Source organism: Staphylococcus sp. FSL K6-0223, from assembly GCF_038008285.1.
Genome location: NZ_JBBOYX010000002.1, coordinates 217,338 through 238,758, shown reverse-complemented (window position 1 = coordinate 238,758; position 21,421 = coordinate 217,338). Strand labels below are relative to the sequence as shown.

Annotated in this window: 22 protein-coding genes; 1 reads left to right on the top strand and 21 read right to left on the bottom strand. The window is 32.5% G+C overall.

Annotation, left to right across the window (positions count from 1 at the left end; genetic code table 11):
• Positions 1–5: 5 nt before the first annotated feature.
• From MHI13_RS12180 to MHI13_RS12150, 7 genes are all read right to left on the bottom strand, one after another.
• Positions 6–1,349 carry a DEAD/DEAH box helicase gene (locus MHI13_RS12180; protein WP_002433939.1) on the bottom strand — a complete coding sequence of 448 codons (1,344 nt, stop codon included), beginning with the start codon at positions 1,347–1,349 and terminating at the stop codon, positions 6–8.
• 35 nt (positions 1,350–1,384) lie between these two features.
• The gene (locus MHI13_RS12175; protein ID WP_064210118.1) at positions 1,385–2,485 is read right to left on the bottom strand and encodes a Nif3-like dinuclear metal center hexameric protein; all 1,101 of its coding nucleotides are present in this window, start codon (positions 2,483–2,485) and stop codon (positions 1,385–1,387) included.
• Entirely contained in the window at positions 2,472–3,164 is a 693-nt protein-coding gene (locus MHI13_RS12170) for a tRNA (adenine(22)-N(1))-methyltransferase (RefSeq protein WP_002436563.1), read from the bottom strand. Before MHI13_RS12170 ends, MHI13_RS12175 begins: the two co-directional genes overlap by 14 nt.
• 155 nt (positions 3,165–3,319) lie before the next feature.
• The gene (gene rpoD, locus MHI13_RS12165; RefSeq protein WP_002436727.1) at positions 3,320–4,426 is read right to left on the bottom strand and encodes an RNA polymerase sigma factor RpoD; all 1,107 of its coding nucleotides are present in this window, start codon (positions 4,424–4,426) and stop codon (positions 3,320–3,322) included.
• A 290-nt stretch (positions 4,427–4,716) separates the two neighbouring features.
• Positions 4,717–6,501, bottom strand: a complete 1,785-nt coding sequence (gene dnaG, locus MHI13_RS12160; protein ID WP_064210119.1) for a DNA primase — start codon at positions 6,499–6,501, stop codon at positions 4,717–4,719.
• 60 nt (positions 6,502–6,561) lie between these two features.
• Positions 6,562–7,380 (bottom strand): pyruvate, water dikinase regulatory protein, encoded by an 819-nt coding sequence (locus tag MHI13_RS12155; RefSeq protein WP_002436748.1) that lies wholly within the window; start codon positions 7,378–7,380, stop codon positions 6,562–6,564.
• An 11-nt stretch (positions 7,381–7,391) separates the two neighbouring features.
• Positions 7,392–8,015, bottom strand: a complete 624-nt coding sequence (locus MHI13_RS12150; RefSeq protein ID WP_072093086.1) for a helix-turn-helix transcriptional regulator — start codon at positions 8,013–8,015, stop codon at positions 7,392–7,394.
• Between the two features lie 351 nt (positions 8,016–8,366).
• Between MHI13_RS12150 and MHI13_RS12145 the strand changes: the two genes are divergently transcribed.
• A complete protein-coding gene (locus MHI13_RS12145) occupies positions 8,367–9,758 on the top strand; it encodes a glycine--tRNA ligase (RefSeq protein WP_002436742.1) in 1,392 nt (463 codons plus the stop codon).
• A gap of 108 nt (positions 9,759–9,866) precedes the next feature.
• Here the strand turns inward: MHI13_RS12145 and recO are convergent, their stop codons facing one another.
• The 14 genes from recO to dnaJ all read right to left on the bottom strand — a co-directional run bounded on the left by recO (position 9,867) and on the right by dnaJ (position 21,280).
• The gene (gene recO / locus MHI13_RS12140) at positions 9,867–10,622 is read right to left on the bottom strand and encodes a DNA repair protein RecO (protein WP_176605646.1); all 756 of its coding nucleotides are present in this window, start codon (positions 10,620–10,622) and stop codon (positions 9,867–9,869) included.
• Between the two features lie 31 nt (positions 10,623–10,653).
• Positions 10,654–11,556 carry a GTPase Era gene (gene era / locus MHI13_RS12135; RefSeq protein WP_002436750.1) on the bottom strand — a complete coding sequence of 301 codons (903 nt, stop codon included), beginning with the start codon at positions 11,554–11,556 and terminating at the stop codon, positions 10,654–10,656.
• Positions 11,556–11,960 carry a cytidine deaminase gene (gene cdd / locus MHI13_RS12130; RefSeq protein ID WP_002436745.1) on the bottom strand — a complete coding sequence of 135 codons (405 nt, stop codon included), beginning with the start codon at positions 11,958–11,960 and terminating at the stop codon, positions 11,556–11,558. The genes era and cdd overlap by 1 nt, the downstream gene beginning before the upstream one ends.
• A complete protein-coding gene (locus MHI13_RS12125; protein WP_002470037.1) occupies positions 11,961–12,317 on the bottom strand; it encodes a diacylglycerol kinase family protein in 357 nt (118 codons plus the stop codon).
• 2 nt (positions 12,318–12,319) lie between these two features.
• The gene (ybeY, locus tag MHI13_RS12120; protein ID WP_002436567.1) at positions 12,320–12,790 is read right to left on the bottom strand and encodes an rRNA maturation RNase YbeY; all 471 of its coding nucleotides are present in this window, start codon (positions 12,788–12,790) and stop codon (positions 12,320–12,322) included.
• Entirely contained in the window at positions 12,791–13,738 is a 948-nt protein-coding gene (locus tag MHI13_RS12115) for a PhoH family protein (RefSeq protein WP_002436725.1), read from the bottom strand. It abuts the gene before it with no gap.
• Between the two features lie 318 nt (positions 13,739–14,056).
• On the bottom strand, positions 14,057–14,764 hold the full coding sequence (locus MHI13_RS12110) for a hypothetical protein (RefSeq protein WP_002436544.1): 708 nt from the start codon (positions 14,762–14,764) through the stop codon (positions 14,057–14,059).
• A gap of 16 nt (positions 14,765–14,780) precedes the next feature.
• Complete coding sequence (gene floA / locus MHI13_RS12105) at positions 14,781–15,770, bottom strand: flotillin-like protein FloA (RefSeq protein WP_002436747.1); 990 nt, start codon at positions 15,768–15,770, stop codon at positions 14,781–14,783.
• Between the two features lie 17 nt (positions 15,771–15,787).
• Positions 15,788–16,468 (bottom strand): NfeD family protein, encoded by a 681-nt coding sequence (locus MHI13_RS12100; RefSeq protein ID WP_016898195.1) that lies wholly within the window; start codon positions 16,466–16,468, stop codon positions 15,788–15,790.
• 324 nt (positions 16,469–16,792) lie between these two features.
• The gene (gene rpsU / locus MHI13_RS12095) at positions 16,793–16,969 is read right to left on the bottom strand and encodes a 30S ribosomal protein S21 (protein WP_000048060.1); all 177 of its coding nucleotides are present in this window, start codon (positions 16,967–16,969) and stop codon (positions 16,793–16,795) included.
• 126 nt (positions 16,970–17,095) lie between these two features.
• Positions 17,096–18,442, bottom strand: coding sequence for a tRNA (N(6)-L-threonylcarbamoyladenosine(37)-C(2))-methylthiotransferase MtaB (gene mtaB / locus MHI13_RS12090; RefSeq protein WP_049427558.1), 1,347 nt, complete (start codon positions 18,440–18,442; stop codon positions 17,096–17,098).
• A gap of 5 nt (positions 18,443–18,447) precedes the next feature.
• Positions 18,448–19,200, bottom strand: coding sequence for a 16S rRNA (uracil(1498)-N(3))-methyltransferase (locus MHI13_RS12085; RefSeq protein WP_002436722.1), 753 nt, complete (start codon positions 19,198–19,200; stop codon positions 18,448–18,450).
• A 1-nt stretch (position 19,201) separates the two neighbouring features.
• Positions 19,202–20,140 carry a 50S ribosomal protein L11 methyltransferase gene (gene prmA, locus MHI13_RS12080; RefSeq protein WP_002436555.1) on the bottom strand — a complete coding sequence of 313 codons (939 nt, stop codon included), beginning with the start codon at positions 20,138–20,140 and terminating at the stop codon, positions 19,202–19,204.
• Between the two features lie 3 nt (positions 20,141–20,143).
• The gene (dnaJ, locus tag MHI13_RS12075; protein ID WP_002436548.1) at positions 20,144–21,280 is read right to left on the bottom strand and encodes a molecular chaperone DnaJ; all 1,137 of its coding nucleotides are present in this window, start codon (positions 21,278–21,280) and stop codon (positions 20,144–20,146) included.
• Positions 21,281–21,421: the final 141 nt, after the last annotated feature.

Below are 21,421 nucleotides of genomic sequence, written 5' to 3'. Positions count from 1 at the left end.
TTCACCTATCCTTTATTGTTTTTACGTTTTTGTTTATTTTGTCTCTTACTATAAATCTTTCTTTCTTGGCGTTTCATTTTTTCTACTTCTTGCTTAAACTTTTTCTTATATCCTGGTTTAACTTTTCTTTTCGATTTACTTCGAACTTTATGCTTAACTTCATTTGTTAAGTGATCATCTTTTCGTTGTCTAGTGCGTCTTGTGTCGTGTGCTTTAATCGGTTTAAGTTCTCCATTTTTAATGTCCACATTTTCAAAATGATAGCCTTTATCTTCGATTAATGAAATATTGTGCTCTTCATCAGGGCTATAAAGAGTAATTGCTACTCCTTTATAATTACCCCTTCCTGTACGACCTACACGATGTGTAAAGAAATCAATATCATTAGGTACGTCGAAATTTATGACGTGACTTACCCCTTCAATATCGATACCTCTCGAAGCGAGATCACTTGCAATAACGTATTGGAAGTCTAAGTTTCTAATACGTTTCATTTGTTGTTTACGTTCTCTAGGTGTCAAACCACCGTGAATCATACCTACTTTAATACCTTCTTTATTTAGAGAATCTGCAAGTTCGTTTGCATTTTCTCTACTATTACAGAAAATAATACAAAGATATGGATTCAAAATATCTATTAGATTTAGCGTTTTATCTACTTTAGCAGTCCCTTTTGTAGGTATTAAATAAAATTCAATGTTCTTTTTATTATGAGACTTATGATCAACCTCAACGAATTCAGGTTGGCTTAAATATTTATTTAAAAATGGTTGCAATGATTTAGGAATCGTTGCACTAAATACAGCAATGTGCGCTTCATCATTTAATCTAGCTGCTATATAATCTACATCCTCGATTAATCCTAAATCAATCATTAAGTCAGCCTCATCAACAATTAAATTGCTGGCAAGGTGTGCATGAAGATGTCCGCCTTGAGCAAGGTCATTAATACGTGTAGGTGTACCAATAATTAATTGAGGTTGTCTATTACAGCGTTGTTTGTCTTTTTCAATATCTGTACCACCTATAAACAATTTAACGTTCACTTCTTGTTTAAATTTGCACAGGTGACTCGCTGCTTGGAATAATTGTTGAGCAAGCTCTCGTGTTGGTGCAACTACAATGGCTTGGGGTTCTTGAAGATCAACATCAATCATTTGTATTAAAGGTAATAAGAAAGAATGCGTCTTTCCTGTACCAGTTTGTGATTGACCTATTAAGTTAGTGCCTTTTAATATTCTTGGGATAATTCTATTTTGTATTTCTGTAGGTTTTTCAAAATTAAGATCTTGAACCGCTTTAATTAAACTTTCGTCTAAATTAAAATGCTCAAATGGATGTTTTGCCATGTTATGGCCTCCTTTAAAGTCTAATAAGCAATTTGTTATTTATAAGTAAAAGGATCAGTATCAATATTTGAGGCTTCGATAGGGAACATATCTTTATACTCAAATAACCAATCTTCTAGTAACAATTTTAACCCTTGCTTCATTACATATTCGCTGTAGTGGTTGATATCAAGTAGATTGACTCCTTGTATTTTAGCGTCTAATGCATCGTGATGTTTGATATCTCCAGTAACAAATACATCTGCACCATTACTGTGAGCTTCATACTCGAAACCTATACCTGAACCACCAATCATTGCAACTTTATTAATCACCGCGTCAGAATTACCAGTATATCTTAAACTATTAATATTTAATTTCTCTTTAGCGTAACTAGAAAACTCATCTAAAGTCATAGTATGAGGAAGTTCACCTATAATACCTAATCCAAATTCGCTTTGTTTTTGTAGTTTAATAAAATCATAAACAGGTGTTTCATAAGGATGATAGTTTATAATTGCTTGTTCTGAAATTTGCTTTTCATTTTCAGAAATCATAAATTCAAGTTTAATCTCATCTACATATTCTATACTATCAAGTTGACCAAGGTAAGGGTTAGCTTCTCCAACAGGTTTGAACTGTCCCTTTCCAGCACTTTCGAAGAAACAATATTCGTAATTCCCTTCTTTAGCTAAGCCGAGTTGGTTTAATTGGTCTTTAAAGTTTTCAACATTTTCTTTAGGAATAAAAGTTTGAACCTTATAATATGTCGTGTAACGTTGGTTAATCTGGTTAATGTTATTTAAATCAAGTGTATCTGCCAACATTTTATTGACGCCACTAGGATTTACATCTAAATTTGTATGCATTGCGATAAGATTAATATCATTTTGAATCAATTTGCGTATAATTTTGCCATAACCAGTTTGAACAATATTTTTTATACCTTTAAAGATGAGTGGATGATGTGCAATGATTGTATTGATATTTTTATCTATCGCTTGATTGACAACCTCTTCAGTACAATCTAAAGCGGTTAATATACCATTTACTTGTTGATTCTCATCACCGATTAATAATCCGACATTATCCCATGATTCTGCAGTGGAAAATGGGACATGATAATCTAAAATGGACATGAGTTTACTCAATTTCATTATCTAACACCTCTAGTATGAGATTTATTTCACTGTCAATTTCTTTTAGTCTCTCATGATGCGTTGATGAATTCAATTGTGACTTAATGTGATAAAGTGCTTCAAGTTCTCTATTCCATTTCTTGTAGAAATGTTCATTTTTTTCCTCTAATAAATACGGGCCAAATTTTTCTTCTTTTGTAGAAAGTGGCATTATAGATTGGTTAAATTCAGCAACTACAATTTCATAAATATGCCCTTTTTCTTCAAGGATAACCTCGTTTGTAACTTCATAATTCAGTGAAGTTAATACATTTCTTAAAACTTGTGTTTGGATGTTGCTCTGTAAAATAAGTCTTGGGTGATGTGCTAATTTTTCTTGACCTTCTTTTAAAATTTTAGCAATGAGAGGTCCTCCCATACCACAAATCGTTATATTATCAATTTCATCATCATGATTGATAACTGCTAAACCGTCTCCTAAGCGAACTTCAATCGAATCACCTAAGTTATTTTCAGCTACATTATTTAGCGCAGCTTTGTACGGTCCTTTGATGACTTCTCCAGCAATTGCACTGTTACATATCTTATTTTGGATGGCATAAATAGGTAGATATGCGTGGTCCGAACCAATATCAGCTAGCGTCCCTTCTTTTAAAAATGAACACACACGCAATAATCTTTGGTTTAAATTAATCATTTTTAAACTCCTCATATGTATTAAAAAAGAGCGGGATTGAATTCAGTATATTAAAAGTTGAATTCATTATCCCACCCTCTCAAGTGTGATGATCCAATTGGGCGAGGTAAAATTAATATGCATTAATTCATAGCTACTTCCCCAACATTATTATTTTAATCCATGAAATCTTTTAGTCTCTTACTACGACTAGGATGTCTTAGTTTTCTTAAAGCTTTAGCTTCGATTTGACGTATACGTTCACGTGTTACGCCAAATACTTTACCTACTTCTTCAAGTGTTCTTGTACGTCCATCATCTAAACCAAATCTTAAACGTAATACATTTTCTTCTCTATCAGTTAATGTGTCAAGAACATCTTCAAGTTGTTCTTTTAACAATTCGTAAGCTGCATGGTCTGATGGGCTTTGAGCTTCTTGGTCTTCAATGAAGTCACCTAAATGACTGTCATCTTCTTCACCAATTGGCGTTTCAAGAGATACAGGCTCTTGAGCAATTTTCAAGATTTCACGTACTTTTTCAGGTGGTAAATCCATTTCTTCACCAATTTCTTCTGGTGCAGGATCTCGGCCTAAGTCTTGTAAAAGTTGGCGTTGAACACGTATTAATTTATTAATTGTTTCAACCATATGCACAGGAATACGGATAGTACGTGCTTGGTCAGCAATGGCTCTAGTGATTGCTTGTCTAATCCACCAAGTCGCATATGTTGAAAATTTAAACCCTTTACTAAAGTCAAATTTTTCTACAGCTTTAATCAAGCCCATGTTACCCTCTTGAATTAAATCAAGGAATAACATACCTCTTCCTACATATCTTTTAGCAATACTAACAACAAGACGTAAGTTGGCTTCAGCTAGACGAGATTTTGCTACTTCATCGCCTTGTTCAATTTTTTTAGCTAACTCTATTTCTTCTTGAGCGCTTAATAAGTTAACTCTACCAATCTCTTTAAGATACATACGAACTGGGTCGTTAATTTTGACACCAGGAGGGGCACTTAAATCATTTGGATTTAATTTCTCATCTGTATCTGAACTATCTTTTTCATTAACAAGCGTTATATCATTATCATTCAGTTGATCGAAGAAATCATCCATCTGGTCAGAATCCATTTCGAAATTCTGAAGCTTCTCAGCAATTTCTTCATGACTTAAATGACCTTCTTTTTTACCCTTGTCAATTAATTGTTTTTTAACATCTTCTAATGTTAAAGTCGGATCAATTGTTTGCTTTTTAATTTTCACTTGGTTATCAGACATGAAAAGGCCTCCCGATTTTGATAAATACTGATAATCTCTCAATAACTATATATTATATCAATTAAATATGATTTGTATATTGTAAATTTTAAATTTATCACTTTCAATTAAGTCATTTAAACACTTTCAATAATGTGTAGTTATATTATTATTTTAATCTAAGTTTACTATTAAAGTTGTGACAATAATTTTCTACCCGTTCAACCTCTCTAGTAACCATTAGTTCAAATCTAATCATTAATTGTAAAAGTCTGACCTACTAAATTCTAATTAATAGATTTAGCTTAAAATTACATTCTATTTTTGTTTTTATCGACAATAAGTTGTAAGTAATACTTTTGTAATTCAACATCACCAATGCGAGATGCTTCCCTTAGTTTGTGATTTAATGATTCAATTGACTCATCATCATTATTATTAATAATTAGTATGTAGTCCTCTATTTCATTCTCGTAAGGTTCATCATTGAGGGTATATTGTTCAAGTTCAATAAATGCCTCTCTAAGCTCATTGGAATCAATGTATTGCATAACATCACTAATACTATAATTATCATGTTCTGAAAAATAGTCATGCAAAATATTAAATATACTCTTAAAATATTTATTTGTAAAGTCTTCATCACTAATTTTTTGATAATAATTTATAAAGGTATCCTTATCTTTCATAAAATGCTTCAATAGAGCTCTTTCAGCTTTTTCATGTTTAGTTAAATTATTAAACAATTGTGAATCAGATTGCGGAGAATATCCATATTCTGCTGGTGCTACTTGTGGCATATTGTTAGAACCAACTTCATGATAGATCATTTCTGGGCTCATATTGAATATATTAGCAACATCTTGTATTAACTTATTACGTAAAATTGTTGATTGAACTTGAGCGATGTCATGAGTTGCTTCTCTAAAATGTCTTTCATAAGCTAAATCATTATTATTAATTTCATCTTGATGTGACTCCACTTTAAACAGCACAAATGCCTTTTTATCCTTAGCAACAAAGTTTAAAAAAGCCTCATTTCCATATTTGCCAATGTATTCATCAGGATCCATACCGGATGGTAATTGAATCACATATACATTTAGACCTTGTTGTAATAAAGCTTGACCCGTTTTTAAAGTAGCCTCTCTACCAGCGTAATCTCCATCAAACATTAATGTAATGTTATTTGTTAATTTTTTTAGAAACGTCATATGTTCTTGGGACAACTGTGTACCCATACTCGCTACAACCTGTTTTAAACCAGCGTAATCTGATTTAATAACATCCATAAATCCTTCTAATAATACAATTTCGTCGTTTTGGCGAATCGATTTACGTGCTTTATCTAAATTATATAAGAGTCTACGTTTTTGAAAGATGGGTGTTTCAGGGCTATTCAAATATTTAGGTTCTTGGTTATTATATGTTCTTCCAGAATATCCAACTATTCTACCTTGAGCATTCTTCAAAGGAAACATGATTCGGTTTCTAAATCTATCATAGTAACTAAAATTTTCTTCATTTCGAGACAATAGACCCGCTTCGTAAGCTAATTCTATGTCATATCCTTTCTTCTCTAGAAAATCATGACAAAAATGAGAGCTATCTGGCGCATATCCAATTTGTCTCTGCTTGATGAGTTCGTCAGTAAAACCACGCTGACGCAAGTAGTTTAAAGCCTCTTCACCCTCAACAGTTTTCATCAAGGCATAATGATAGTAATCTTGAATTAACTCATGCATTTCTATCATTTTCAAATCGTCTGAAGCCATTTGAGATTGTTGATTATATTGAGTTTGCCCCACATCAACTTTAATATTTACACGTTCGCCAAGTTCTTTAACAGCTTCTACGAAAGGTATATCTTTAATCTCCTGTGTAAATTGAAAGACATTGCCCCCTTTTTTACAACCAAAACAGTGACAAATTTGTTTATCTTCAGATACTGTGAACGAAGGTGTCTTTTCATCATGAAAAGGACACAAGCCGATATAATTGCGTCCTCTTTTTTCTAATTTTACATATTCGCTTACTAAATCTAATATATCTGTTTTATCTTTAATTTCATTAATGACCGATTGATCTATACGCAAATGGAATCACCTATCAAATATTAGTCATATAATTATATCTTTTTTCTACGGAAAATGAAATCATTTCGATTTAGTTTCTTCAATTAAATGTATGATATCATTCGCTGTTTCTTCAATAGCTTTGTCAGTAACATCTATGACCGGACAACCTACTTTATTTACTAATTCATCAAAATAATTCAATTCTTCTTGAATACGTGCCTCTGTGGCATACCTAGCCTTATCTCCTAAACCTAATTGTTTTAATCTTTCCTTACGTATGCGATTTAGTTTCTCTTCACTTATTTTTAAAGCAATACATTTAGAGGTATCAATATCAAATAATGCATCAGGTGGAGTTACTTCAGGAACTATAGGTATATTCATCACTTTATAACTTTTATGTGCTAAATACTGAGATAATGGAGTTTTAGAAGTTCTAGAAATACCTAACAGAACGATGTCGGCTTTTGGTAATCCTTTTGGATCTTTTCCGTCATCATATTTCACAGCAAATTCAATTGCATCAATTTTTTTAAAATACGCATCGTCTAGCCTGTGAACTATTCCTGGTTCATAATATGGTGTTTCATCAATCGAATCCGATAACAAATCCATTAGAGGTCCCATAATATCGACAGATTTTAATGAAAATTCTTCGACTTTTGCAAGCATATATTTTTTAATTTCAGGTTTAACCAAAGTGTATACAATAATTGCATTGGTATCTCTAGCAACTTGAATAACTTCATCTACATGTTCAAATGATTCAATATAAGGATATCGAAGAAATTCATGTTTACATTGTTTAGGGTTAAATTGAGATACTCCTGCTCTTGCAACTAACTCTGCAGTTTCACCAATTGAATCTGAGGCTACAATTATCTTTATAATGTCCATGTATTTACCACCTATTCTTTGAATAATGATACGAATAATTTAGTTATAGTTGTTTTAGAGATTCGACCAATTACCTCGTATTTTTTATTGTCTTTCTTCCTTACAATTGGTAGTGAGTCAATCTCGTTATCTATCATTTGATTGGCAGCGTATATCACAAGTTCTTCCTCTTCTAAATATGTCACATGTGGCATTCTAGTCATATTTACACTGATAGGCATTGTATGTATATCCTCACCAATCATAGATGCTCTTAATAAATCTTTTCTAGAACATACGCCTACGAAGTCATTGTCATTATTAGTGATAAATAATGTCCCTGCATCTTCTAAAAATATAGTACATATTGCATCATAAACTGACATTTCTTCCTTAATGACAACTGGTTGAGACATATAATCTTTAACCACATATTGTCTCAATTGTTCATTAATAATTTTATTTTTCGATTTACCTGAATAGTAATAACCTACTCTAGGTCTCGCTTCTATAAAACCAGACATAGTAAGTATAGCTAAGTCCGGTCTTAACGTAGCTCTGGTTAAATTTAATTTTTCAGCGATATGCTCACCTGTGATCGGTCCTTTAGATTTGACAATCTCAATTATTAGTTCCTGTCTTTTACTAAGTTCTATAGGTCTTCACCCCTCTTGAATACTTTCTATTATAACTTTTATTATAAATTGCTACAAATACATATAAATACTTGCTATTAAAAATTCTTTCAATTAGAATAAAGTTAAAGCGAGTTAAGGATGGTGCGAGCTTAACAACTTATATTGGCGAATGACTTATTAATGAAATAAAAGCGAGTGTCTGCACTAATTTGGGTGGAACCGCGGGTTAAAAATTGTAAGTAACCATATTGTATTATGACAATACATATGATTAAAAATACTTTTTAAAACTCGTCCCAAGATAATAATACATTACTAATATGTATATATTGTCTTGGGGCGTTTTTTATGTCTAAGGAGAGTTAATTTATGGCAAAAGATATGGAAACAATTGTTCAATTAGCAAAACATAGAGGGTTCGTATTCCCCGGTAGTGACATTTACGGTGGTTTATCAAATACATGGGATTACGGACCATTAGGCGTTGAACTTAAAAATAATATTAAAAAAGCTTGGTGGCAAAAGTTCATCACACAATCTCCATATAATGTGGGTATTGATGCAGCTATTTTAATGAATCCAAAAACTTGGGAAGCTTCAGGTCACTTAGGCAACTTTAATGACCCTATGATTGATAATAAAGATAGTAAAATTCGTTATCGTGCGGATAAATTAATTGAAGATTACATGCAAAAAGAAAAAGGTGATGAAAACTTCATCGCTGATGGATTAAGCTTTGATGAAATGAAACAAATTATTGATGATGAAGGTATCGTATGTCCTGTAAGTGGCACTGCAAATTGGACTGATATTCGTCAATTTAATTTAATGTTTAAAACTTTCCAAGGTGTAACTGAAGATTCCACTAACGAATTGTTCTTACGTCCTGAAACAGCTCAAGGTATTTTCGTTAACTATAAAAATGTACAACGTTCAATGCGTAAAAAATTACCGTTCGGTATTGGTCAAATCGGTAAATCTTTCCGTAACGAGATTACACCTGGTAACTTCATTTTCAGAACAAGAGAATTTGAACAAATGGAGTTAGAATTCTTCTGCAAACCTGGTGAAGAAATTGAATGGCAAAACTTCTGGAAAACATTTGCAAGTCAATGGTTAAAAGATTTAAATATTAATGAAGAAAATATGCGTTTAAGAGACCATGATGCAGATGAGTTATCTCACTACTCTAACGCTACAACTGATATTGAATACAAATTCCCATTTGGTTGGGGCGAATTATGGGGTATCGCAAGCCGTACAGACTTCGATTTACAAAAGCATAGCGAACACTCTGGTGAAGACTTTAAATATCACGATCCAGAAACAAATGAAAAATATGTTCCGTATTGTATCGAACCTTCATTAGGTGCTGATCGTGTAACGTTAGCATTCTTATGTGACGCATATGAAGAAGAAGGTGTTGAAGGAAGTAAAGATGCACGTACTGTAATGCATTTCCACCCTGCCTTAGCACCATATAAAGCTGCGGTATTACCTTTAAGTAAAAAATTATCAAGCGAAGCGATTAAAATCTTTGAACAATTAAGTCAAAGCTTCTCTATTGATTTCGACGAATCACAATCAATTGGTAAACGTTACCGTAGACAAGACGAAATCGGTACACCATATTGTATTACATTCGACTTTGATTCATTAGAAGATAATCAAGTAACTGTACGTGACAGAGATTCAATGGAACAAGTACGTATGCCAATTTCAGAATTAGAAACATTCTTAGCAGAGAAAGTTAAATTTTAATAACTTATTACCTAATAATACTCTTACTTTGACACAATAAGTGTTTAGGTAAGAGTATTTTTATTACATAAAAAATCCACACTATTCCGTTTATCGAAATAAAACGGTTTAGTGTGGATCACTTTCTAATCTTTTAAGTTGATTAATTAATTTTTGACTCTTAAAAAACATACCAGCATATTCTCTATAGAGCATGATAATAAGTTCTGACATCTCATCTAAGATTTCTTTATGAATACTCAGTGAATTCATTTTATTGATAGGTAGTTTTTGTAGTATATCTAATAGATAAAGCGAGCGATTTGTTAATTTGAAAGCGTGTGAATCTTGATATAATACTTCTTCAGAGATTGCTCCATCGAATTTGAAACTATAACCTACTAATTTAGATTGATCTTCATTTCCAGTAATCACACACTGATTAAATGAAGCTGTAAATCCAAATTTAGACATACACTTCAATAGTACTACGATAGACATGAGTTGTGCTGATGTGCCCTCTGCTATCTTACTAAGTACAAAATATAGTAAGTCATAATTGTACTTCGAAACTTCATTTTCTTCCATAGATCTTTCAATAGTCTCTGTGCATAACGATGCATAACTACTTTCAAATAAATCAAGCTGTAATTCATAATGTTGATCAATCACATCTACAGAATTGAGTGTTCCCATGCCACGCCATTTATTATAAATAAATAAGCCATACACAAACATTTGTGTATGAGCTTGTAATCCAGATTTAACTTTTTTCGCACGTCGAGCCATCAAAGGTATTTTAGCGCCATATTCATTTAAAATTGTGATGATTTTATCAGATTCACCATAATCTACTGATTTGATTATGATGCCTTTTTGTTTCATTAACATGACTCATTCACCGACTCTCTATCAATCAATCTTGGTCTTCTACATAACCAATTTGTCGTATAAAGTTTACTTTATTTCTCCAATCACGTTGTACCTTGACCCAGAGTTCTAAGTAAACTTTAGATCCTAATAGCATCTCTATATCATGACGTGCACGTTTACCTACCTCTTTAAGTTTTTTACCACCTTTACCGATGACTATACCCTTTTGAGAATCACGCTCAACGTAAATTGTTGCTTCAACTCTAACTCTGTCTTCATCTTCTTTAATCATTCTATCAACATTAACGCCTATTGCATGAGGTATCTCTTCACTTGTTAAATGTAATATCTTTTCACGGATAATTTCGCTAACAACAAATTGTTCTGGGTGGTCAGAAATTTGGTCGTCAGGATAGTATTTCGGACCTACAGGTAAATAAGATTTCAACACATCTATAAAGTGATCTACATTCAATCCCTCAAGTGCTGAGATTGGTATAATTTCTGTGAAGTCCATATATTCTTTATATTTTTCAATTCTAGGCATCAAAGCATCCGGATGCACAAGGTCAATCTTATTTAATACTAAAAAGATAGGCGTTTTAACATTTTTAAGCATTTCCATGATATATTCATCGCCACGACCAATATCTTCGTTTACGTTAACCATAAACATAATTGCATCTATTTCTGATAGTGTATTCTTTGCAACTCTCATCATATAATCACCAAGTTTATGTTTAGGTTTGTGAATACCTGGCGTATCAATGAAGATGATTTGTGCATCGTCTCTTGTCATGACGCCTTGAATTTTATTACGTGTTGTCTGTGCTTTATCTGACATAATCGCAATTTTATGCCCTATTACTCTATTTACAAATGTAGATTTACCAACATTAGGTCGACCAATGATGGATACAAATCCTGATTTATGTTCTTCTGTCATTAATTTAAATCCTTTCCTGAAAATCCTAATGGTAATAATTCGTTTACAGTAGACTTAATCATTTCTCCTTTATGATTAGTCATATACACAGGCATATCATCATCGCAAAGTTCTTTAAGTACTTGTCTACAAGCCCCGCATGGTGAGGAGGGTTTATCCGAATCAACAGTAACGGTTATCGATTCAAAATCCCCTGGTTTGTATCCTTCTGAAATTGCTGCAACAAGACTTGAACGTTCAGCACAAATTGCCATGGAATATGCAGCATTTTCTACATTTGCTCCATGAAAAGTACGTCCGTCCTTAGTTCTTAAATAGGCACCAACTTTGAAGCGACTATATGGAGCATAAGCTTTACTTTGTGCCTCCCTAACTTCCTTAAAGTAATGCGATTGATAACTCATTTATTTTCCTCCCAAAAATAAACTTAAAATATGTGGTACAAAAACTATTAATCCAATACATAATGCTAAAACAGACACAATCACAACACTAAAAGCAGCGATATCTTTAGCGTGTTTAGCATATTCATGATAATCGGTTGTTACCAAATCAACCACAAATTCAATTGATGTATTGATAGCTTCTAGACTCAATACTAAAGCTATTGAGAATAATATAAACATCCACTCAGATTGATTGATATGAAAAATAAATCCCATAATAATAGCGATAATTCCTGCTAATATGTGAAGTAAGAAATTTTGGTCTTTTTTCAAAATGGCTGTAAAGCCATCATAAGCGTACTTGAAACGTCTCATTATTATGATTCTCTTGTTAAACCGTATGCATTAAGAATTGCATCTTGTCGACCAAACATTTCTTTTTCATCTTCATCTGTCATATGATCATATCCCAATAAATGTAAAAAACCATGTAAAGCTAAGAAACCTAATTCACGTTCAAAAGAATGTCCGTAATTTTCAGCTTGTTCATGTGCTACATCTGTACATATAATAATATCGCCTAAAACTCGAGGTATATCAAGTTCATTCATATCGATTTCTGGCTCGTCTTCTTCTAAAGCGAATGAGATGACGTCAGTGACTTTATCTTTATCTCTATACATTTTATTGATATTTTGAATTTCATCTTTATCTACAAATGTTACTGAAAGTTCAGCCTCACTATCAATATGTTCTTGTTTTTTAGCAAAGGTAAGTAATGAATCTATTTGTTCATACCATTCATTCTTTACTAAATCGGTATGGTCACTAAAGTCAATTGTAAACATTTACTCAACTCCTTCATAACGATCTATAATTTTACTTACAAGTGGATGCCTTACAACGTCACTTTGATCTAATTTCATAATACTAATTCCATTGACCCCATATAATTTTTTAATTGCTTCTTTTAAGCCACTTTTTACGCCTTTTGGTAGGTCGATTTGAGTTTGGTCACCTGTAACTACCATTTTTGAACCAAAACCTAAACGAGTTAGGAACATTTTCATTTGTGCGTGCGTTGTATTTTGAGCTTCATCTAAAATAACAAACGCATCATCTAATGTTCTACCTCTCATATAAGCAAGTGGCGCAATCTCAATAATACCCCTCTCTATGAATCTTTCAGTTTGCTCTCTGCCTAAAACTGTATTTAAGCCATCATATAGAGGACGTAAATATGGATCTACTTTTTCTTTTAGGTCACCTGGTAAGAAACCTAAAGATTCTCCTGCTTCAACGGCTGGCCTAGTCAATACGATACGTTTAACTGAACCTTTACGTAATTGTTTAGCTGCATATACAACTGCTAAAAATGTTTTACCAGTACCAGCAGGACCTATTCCAAATACTAAGTCATTTCTCTTCATAGCATTGATATACATACGTTGTCCCATTGTTTTAGCACGAATCGTTTTACCAAATGCATCTTTAGTAATCTCTTCATCATACAAATCAAGTAAATGTTGAATTGTATTATTGTCTGCCATTTTAATAGCAGCCTCTACGTCTTTAAGTGTAATTGTATTACCTAATTCTATAACTTTAAGTAAATTGGTGAGAACTAATTCTGCTTTTTCAACATGCTCTAATTTTTCGCCTTTAACAGCTATTTCTTGACCTCTAGCATGTATCACGACATCAAAATTTTCTTCAATAGTTTTTAAATGCTCATCATTATTTCCCATTAAAGCTTGTGATTGATTAATGTCGTCAATTTGAATTATTCCTGGCATAAACGCGCTCCTTTACAAGTTACAATAATAAGTTTTATTAGCTAAAAATTTTAGACTAATTTGTTATTTTTAATAAAAACAATATCCAAACACATTATATCATTCTTATTCATCTTAATGATGTGATTATGCTTTGCTTCAAAATTATTGAACAAATACTACTGAATATATATTATTTCTTACTAAAATTTTACTAAACTCATACTAATTAGACAAACTAAAAAGAGAGTAAAACAGTATTCAATATTTAAGCATGAATACATAGTTTTACCCTCTAATGTTAATATAATAGCTAATTCTTTAATTTTATTAAAAAATTTAAAGTTGCTTTGGTTTACTTAAAACTTCTGACCAAATCAGACCATTTATTACTTCATCTTTATCAAATTGAAAAGCAGAATGAGACATATTACGTTCAATGTTTTGAGAATTAAGTAATTGTTTTAAGCGATAACGTTTAGTTCTCTCTGATAAATACTTATCCTCAATGATGTCTCTTGCTTTTTTCTCAATCAATTCGAGTTGTTTTTCTTTTTCTCTATCAATTTCGTTGCGAACATTTTTTAAATCCTGAGTCAAATTGGACTCAAGTTCTTTTCTTAATTTTTCTGCACTTTCATCTCGTGAAGTTGAAGTAACAGGTTGAGGTCTAGGATTATCCTGGTTATATGGTGTTGGGTCAGGTTTAGGATGATTTTTGACTTCCGATTGTTTATGCGTTTCTTTAGACGATTTATTTTCTGTTTGAGAGTCAGCATCTTCATCTTCAAGGTTTTTACTTAAAGGTGGAAGCGTCTCTTCAAATTCTCTTCGTTGCTTTTTCTCGGGTTCATCATTTAACTCATCGTTAATTTCTTTAAATGTTTTTTCTAATTCTTCAAAGAAACCACCTTTTTTGGGTTGATTATCACCTTGCGTATTTTGAGGTGGCTTTTGATTTTGTCTGCTTTCATGACTTTTATCACGTAGCGCGCTAATACCGGTTACAATAACAGATATTATAAATATGATAATACCGATATTCATTTAATCACCTCATTATTTATTGTTCTGGTGATTCGTCATCATTCTGATCAGTACGTTTGTTAATAGCATTTCTCATGCCAGTATCTGCTTCAATATTTTTAAGATTATAATAATCCTTAACTCCAATATTACCTGATCTAAGAGCTTCAGCCATTGCTAATGGTACTTCTGATTCAGCTTCAACTACTTTCGCTCTCATTTCTTGTACTCGAGCTTTCATTTCCTGTTCAGAAGCTACTGCCATAGCACGGCGCTCTTCAGCTTTCGCTTGAGCAATATTTTTATCTGCAAGAGCTTGCTCAGTTTGTAAATCAGCACCGATATTTTTGCTAATATCTACATCTGCAATATCAATAGATAAAATTTCAAAAGCAGTACCTGAATCTAAACCTTTACTTAACACAGTTTTAGAAATATTGTCTGGATTTTCTAGAACCTCAGTGTGATGCTCACTTGAACCAATTGTAGAAACAATACCTTCACCTACACGGGCAATAATTGTTTCCTCTCCAGCACCACCGACTAATCTTGCTATATTTGCGCGAACAGTAATACGAGCTTTTGCTTTAACTTCAATACCGTTCATCGCTACACCAGCAATAAATGGTGTTTCAATAACTTTAGGGTTAACTGACATTTGAACTGCTTCGAGTACATCACGACCAGCTAAATCAATTGCCGCTCCTCGTTCAAATGGTAAATCAATATCTGCACGTTGTGCTGCGATATTTGCATCAACAACTCTATCAACATTACCACCAGCTAGGTAGTGTGACTCCAATTGATTTGTTGTTAATTTTAAACCTGCTTTATGTGCTTTAATTAAAGGTGCAATGACCTTTCTAGGTGAAACTCTTCTTAAACGCATACCTACAAGGGTACCAATACCTACGTGAACGCCTGCTGCTATAGCAGAAATCCATAATCCTATAGGTACAAAAGAAAATAGTATGAGTAAAGCTACTACAATAATTACAGCAATGATTATAAAACCAATACCAAACATTAAATCGCTCCTTAATTTTATTCTATTTCTCTCACAACTACACGCGTACCTTCAACCTCAAGAATTTTTACTTGTCTATTTCTTAAAATAAATGTGCCGTCTGAAACCGCATCTATTCTTTCATCGTCACAAGTAATAATCCCAGCAGGTCTAAGGTCAGTGATTGTTTGAGCAGTTTTACCTACAAGGTGAGAGCGGTCGTCATGTGAACGATAACCAGCCTCTGAATTTGTTGAATCTTTTAAGATCACTTTATCAAGAAATGGTATTTTCTTGTTGAAAATTTTCACTAATATCACCCATTCAATTATTGATAAAATTAACGCAACTATTACATTACCAAGCATGAGTATAATATTATTTCCTAGCATGATGATACTGAGAGTTATGAGTAGCATACCAATAATACCTATCACGGCACCAATGATAAACAGTTCTATAATAACTAGTATGACACCAATAGTAAACAATAATACTGATAAAACATTTACATCTCCATTGATAAGGAATCCTAAAAATAAAAGTAATAATGCTAGAGAAGCAATAATTCCAATCAAGTTAATGCGTTTTGAATATAATTGATACAAAAAGCCTAGGAAGATTATACACGTAAGAATTAGTGAAATAAAAGGTTGCGTAATAAAACTTGATAGATTATCAGCCCAACTATTTTCACTAGTGAATCTTGTAAAAAGCAACGTATGTATTAGATAGGAGTAATTCACTATTTCACCTCGCCCTCATATTAATTATACATGAAAACGCACCCATTATATAGTATTTCACTAATATATAAATTGGTAATTTGTAGCTTAACAATTTAATTTTATTAATTTTAATAATATTTGTTTATTTATCTGAAAAATGAAAAAGATTTAATTAATTGAGCAATACGTTTAAATAATTTTACGAGAATAATTAAAGTAGTTAGCATAGTATAAAAAAATACCCTAGTTCTAATAACTAGGGTATCTATTATATATAATTAACATTCGTGTTGAGGGAGTCAACAGAGCTATTAATTATTTGAATTTACGTTTACGTGCAGCTTCTGATTTCTTTTTACGTTTAACGCTTGGTTTTTCGTAAAATTCACGTTTACGTACTTCTTGAATTGTTCCACTTTTTGATACTGAACGTTTAAATCTACGTAAAGCATCTTCTAGTGATTCGTTTTTACGTACTACTGTTTTAGACATCTGTATTTCCCTCCCTCCAAATATCAACGGAACTTTATAGTCATCACATAGTAAAAACTATGCAACTATTAGTATAATATAACTCAAATAGGTGGTCAATTAGTAAAATTTACATTTTTTAAATATTTAGACAAGTACTTCTTCTTCAGATTTATTCGTAGCATGCTCAACTACTCTAATGGCTTTACCATCATTTAGAGGATAGTCAGCCTTAAGAATTTTTACTTTAACAATTTGTCCAATTAGTGATTCATCACCTTCAAATTGAACTTTCATATAGTTATCTGCATAACCTACCAATGTATTCGGTTCTTCGCCTTTTTCTTCAGGTATTACTTCAAGCACTTCATTTTCAAATTTAGAGGCATACTCTTTAGCAAGTTGGTCACTTAAAGCAATCAATTTATGCACACGTTCATTCTTAACAGATTCATCGATTTGATCGTCCATTCGAGCTGCTGGTGTACCGATTCTTGGTGAATATGGGAACACATGTAATTCAGAGAATTGATGTTTAACAATAAAATCGTACGTTTCTTGAAATTCTTCTTCAGTTTCTCCAGGGAATCCTACTATTACATCACTTGTTACAGCTAAGTCAGGCAATGCTTTGTGTAATTCTGTTAATCTCTCAGAGAAATGTTCCATAGTATATTTACGTCTCATACGTTTTAAAACTGAATCTGAACCAGATTGTAATGGAACATGTAAATGTCTTACTACTTTGTTTGAATTGCCAATAACCTCTATTACTTCATCAGTTAATTGACTCGCTTCGATAGATGAGATTCGGATACGCTCTAAGCCTTCAATTTCATCTAAATCTCTTAACAATTGCGCTAGATTATAATTTTTTAAATCTTGACCATAACCACCAGTATGAATACCAGTTAAAACAATCTCTTTATAGCCAGAGTTTACTAATTGTGAAGCTTGTTCTACAACTTTCTCAGGATCACGTGATCTCATCAAGCCGCGTGCCCAAGGTATAATACAAAACGTACAAAAATTGTTGCATCCTTCTTGGATTTTTAAAGAGGCTCTAGTTCTATCGGTAAAGTAAGGAACTTCTAGCTCCTCATATGTACGATTCTTCATTATATTACCAACACCGTTAATTGGTTGTCTCTCTTCTTGGAATTGATCAATATAGTCTAATAATTTATGACGGTCTTGAGTACCGACAACTACATCCACGCCAGGAATTTCCATAATTTCAGCTGAAGATGTTTGTGCATAACAACCTGTAACGCATACAACTGCTTCAGGATTTTGTCTGATCGCACGTCTAATAATTTGTCTACTTTTTTTATCTCCAGTATTCGTAACAGTACAAGTATTGATAACAAATACATCTGCATTTGTTTCAAAATCTACTCTATCGTAATCTGCTTCTTTAAATAATTGCCATATTGCTTCGGTTTCATAGTGATTGACTTTACAACCTAATGTATGAAATGCAACTGTTGACATCGTCTTCACCCCAATAATTCTTTTTCAAAACTCACTGCACTCAAAGCATATAGAGGTGCAGTTTCTGCCCGTAAAATACGTGGACCTAAGCCTACTAAAGTACTATTTTCACTGAATAAAGACACTTCTTTATCAGATAAACCGCCTTCAGGTCCAAATATCATTAAAACACGATCTTGTGTTTTAAATTGCTTTATAATTTGTTTAAAATGACTTAAATCACCATGTTTAGCCTGTTCTTCATATGCTATAAGAACATAGTCATAATGACTTATAATATCATAAATTTCCTGTAAATTCGACTTAAAATAAATATTAGGAATTGTTAAACGATAACTTTGTTCTGCAGCTTCTTTTATAATTTTTTGCCATCTTTCTAACTTTTTAGCAACTTTAGATTCATTCAATTTAACTACTGAACGGTCCATACCAACTGCAATAAATTCATTAGCGCCCATTTCAGTTGCTTTTTGAATCATCCATTCATACTTATCAGCCTTAATCAATCCGCTACAAATAGTGATATGTTGAGGTAATTCTGTATCAATGTTTTGTTTATCTTTTAACTCTAGTTCAACATAATTATCGTTTAAAGCTTTTATTTGACACTTGTACACTGTTTGATCTAGAAATGTAACGATAACTGAATCACCTTCACTATAACGCATGACATTTTTTATATGATGAATATCTTCTTTATTTTCAATAAAAAAGCGCTGAAGTTTATCAGCGCTTTGATTAATAAAATATCTTTGCAAATTAATCACTCACTTTCTGACCAACGATGCAGACCCAACCGTTGTCATGTTCTACAGAAATGATATTAAAACCAACACGCTTCATATGAGATTCTATCTCTTCATATTTTTCTTCTATAATACCTGAAGTAATAAAATATCCTTCTTCAAATAATGTATTATAAGCATCTTCTATCATTTCTTCAATAATGTGAGCAAGAATATTTGCAATAACGATATTATATTTCTCTTTTTCTTCTTTTAATAAATTACCGGGAACAGCTTCAATTGCGTCTTCACAACGATTCTTTTTGAAGTTCTCCTTAGCAACATTTACTGCCATTTCATCAATGTCTAATGCTTTAATTCTTTTAACACCAACGAGATGACTGGCAATACTTAATATACCTGAACCTGTTCCAACATCAATAATTGAATCAGTTGGTTGAACATATTCTTCAATAGCTTTTAAACACATACTAGTAGTTGGGTGGTCACCTGTACCGAAAGCCATACCCGGATCAAGTTCAATACATAACTCATCACTGTTTTCTTTTGTGTAAGTTTCCCAACTTGGAACTATGGTAAATCGATTAGAAGCTTTAAAGGGATGGAAATAATTTTTCCATTCATTCGCCCAATCCTTCTCCGCAATTTCCTTTTCTGAAAATGTAAGTACTTTTTTATCTAAATTTGATACATTTAAAATATTATTCTTAATACTATTTCTGAGTTCATCATTGAATGTAAGTTCATTAAAATAAGCTTTTAAACGAACACCACTACTAGGATAATCTTCAGGGTTTAATTCATAAATCTCACCAAATTTATCTGATGGTGGTGTTTCTAAGTCTCTTGAATCTTCAATGACTACACCATTAGAACCATGATCTTCAAGTATATCAGTTACTTCAAATTCAACATCGTGATTAACTACAATTGAGAGTTCCGTCCAATTCATTCTCTATTCTCCTTTGAAGAATCTTTTTGCTCTATCTTTAAAATTAGAAGGTTGTTCACTCACGTCTTCGCCATTAATTTCAGCAAATTCTTTCATAATTTCTTTTTGTCTATCGTTCATTTTAGTTGGAGTAACTACTTTAATATTAACGAATAAATCTCCATAACCATAACCGTGAACGTTCTTAATACCTTTATCTTTAAGACGGAATTGCTTTCCTGTTTGTGTACCTGCAGGTATTGTTAGTACTACATTACTATTTAAAGTTGGTATTTTGATTTCATCGCCTAAGGCAGCTTGAGGGAAGCTCACATTTAAATTGTAGTAAATGTCATCTCCATCACGTTCAAATGTATCGGAAGGTTGAACTCTAAACACTACATATAAATCACCGTGGGGACCACCGTTTACACCTGGTGAACCTTCACCAGCTAAACGAATTTGTTGTTCAGTATCTACACCTTCTGGAACTGTAACTTCTAATTTAACAGTTTTATTTTCAGTTCCTTTACCGTGACAAGTAGGACATGGCTCTTCAAATTCTTGACCACTACCTTCACATTTAGGGCAAACTTGTTCAGTTCTGACTCTACCTAAAATAGTATTTTGTTCGACGGAAACATGACCAGCTCCATTACAATAGCTACAAGTTTTTTTACTTGTTCCAGGTTTCGCGCCTTCACCATCGCACGTATGACATGTTACATCTTTTCTAATAGAAATTTCTTTTTTAGTACCAAAAACAGCTTCTTCAAAGGTAACAGTCATAGTATATTGTAAATCATCACCTTTACGTGGCGCATTAGGATCACGTTGTCTTGAACCACCACCGAAGAATGAACTGAAGATGTCTTCAAATCCACCTCCGCTAAATCCGCCAAAGTCTCCGCCACCGAAACCTTGACTACCGAATCCTCCTTGTGGGCCTTCATGTCCAAACTGGTCATAATTTGCACGTTTATTATCATCACTTAAAACTTCATAAGCTTCGGAGATTTCTTTGAATTTTTCGTCTGCGCCTTCTTCTTTATTAATGTCTGGATGATATTTTTTTGATAATTTACGATAAGCTTTTTTAATTTCGTCCTTAGAAGCGCTTTTACTTACGCCTAAGACTTCATAATAGTCTCTTTTGGCCACAACTATCTCTCCTTTTATACGTTTAACAAGATTAGTTTATCTGATTAATTCTTACTATCCAAATAAAAAGCCAAAGCCAATGTTCAATTGACTTTGACTTTTTTGGCTTAGTCATAAATTAAACTTATATACTAACTCAAC

Bases quoted from the DNA above. Each gene is read 5' to 3' on its own strand.
- MHI13_RS12180 (WP_002433939.1), bottom strand. From the start codon at position 1,349: ATGGCAAAACATCCATTTGAGCATTTTAATTTAGACGAAAGTTTAATT.
- MHI13_RS12175 (WP_064210118.1), bottom strand. From the start codon at position 2,485: ATGAAATTGAGTAAACTCATGTCCATTTTAGATTATCATGTCCCATTT.
- MHI13_RS12170 (WP_002436563.1), bottom strand. From the start codon at position 3,164: ATGATTAATTTAAACCAAAGATTATTGCGTGTGTGTTCATTTTTAAAA.
- rpoD (WP_002436727.1), bottom strand. From the start codon at position 4,426: ATGTCTGATAACCAAGTGAAAATTAAAAAGCAAACAATTGATCCGACT.
- MHI13_RS12155 (WP_002436748.1), bottom strand. From the start codon at position 7,380: ATGGACATTATAAAGATAATTGTAGCCTCAGATTCAATTGGTGAAACT.
- MHI13_RS12145 (WP_002436742.1), top strand. From the start codon at position 8,367: ATGGCAAAAGATATGGAAACAATTGTTCAATTAGCAAAACATAGAGGG.
- recO (WP_176605646.1), bottom strand. From the start codon at position 10,622: ATGAAACAAAAAGGCATCATAATCAAATCAGTAGATTATGGTGAATCT.
- era (WP_002436750.1), bottom strand. From the start codon at position 11,556: ATGACAGAAGAACATAAATCAGGATTTGTATCCATCATTGGTCGACCT.
- cdd (WP_002436745.1), bottom strand. From the start codon at position 11,960: ATGAGTTATCAATCGCATTACTTTAAGGAAGTTAGGGAGGCACAAAGT.
- MHI13_RS12125 (WP_002470037.1), bottom strand. From the start codon at position 12,317: ATGAGACGTTTCAAGTACGCTTATGATGGCTTTACAGCCATTTTGAAA.
- ybeY (WP_002436567.1), bottom strand. From the start codon at position 12,790: ATGTTTACAATTGACTTTAGTGACCATACCGATTTAGTAAAGAATGAA.
- MHI13_RS12115 (WP_002436725.1), bottom strand. From the start codon at position 13,738: ATGCCAGGAATAATTCAAATTGACGACATTAATCAATCACAAGCTTTA.
- MHI13_RS12110 (WP_002436544.1), bottom strand. From the start codon at position 14,764: ATGAATATCGGTATTATCATATTTATAATATCTGTTATTGTAACCGGT.
- floA (WP_002436747.1), bottom strand. From the start codon at position 15,770: ATGTTTGGTATTGGTTTTATAATCATTGCTGTAATTATTGTAGTAGCT.
- rpsU (WP_000048060.1), bottom strand. From the start codon at position 16,969: ATGTCTAAAACAGTAGTACGTAAAAACGAATCACTAGAAGATGCTTTA.
- mtaB (WP_049427558.1), bottom strand. From the start codon at position 18,442: ATGTCAACAGTTGCATTTCATACATTAGGTTGTAAAGTCAATCACTAT.
- prmA (WP_002436555.1), bottom strand. From the start codon at position 20,140: ATGAATTGGACGGAACTCTCAATTGTAGTTAATCACGATGTTGAATTT.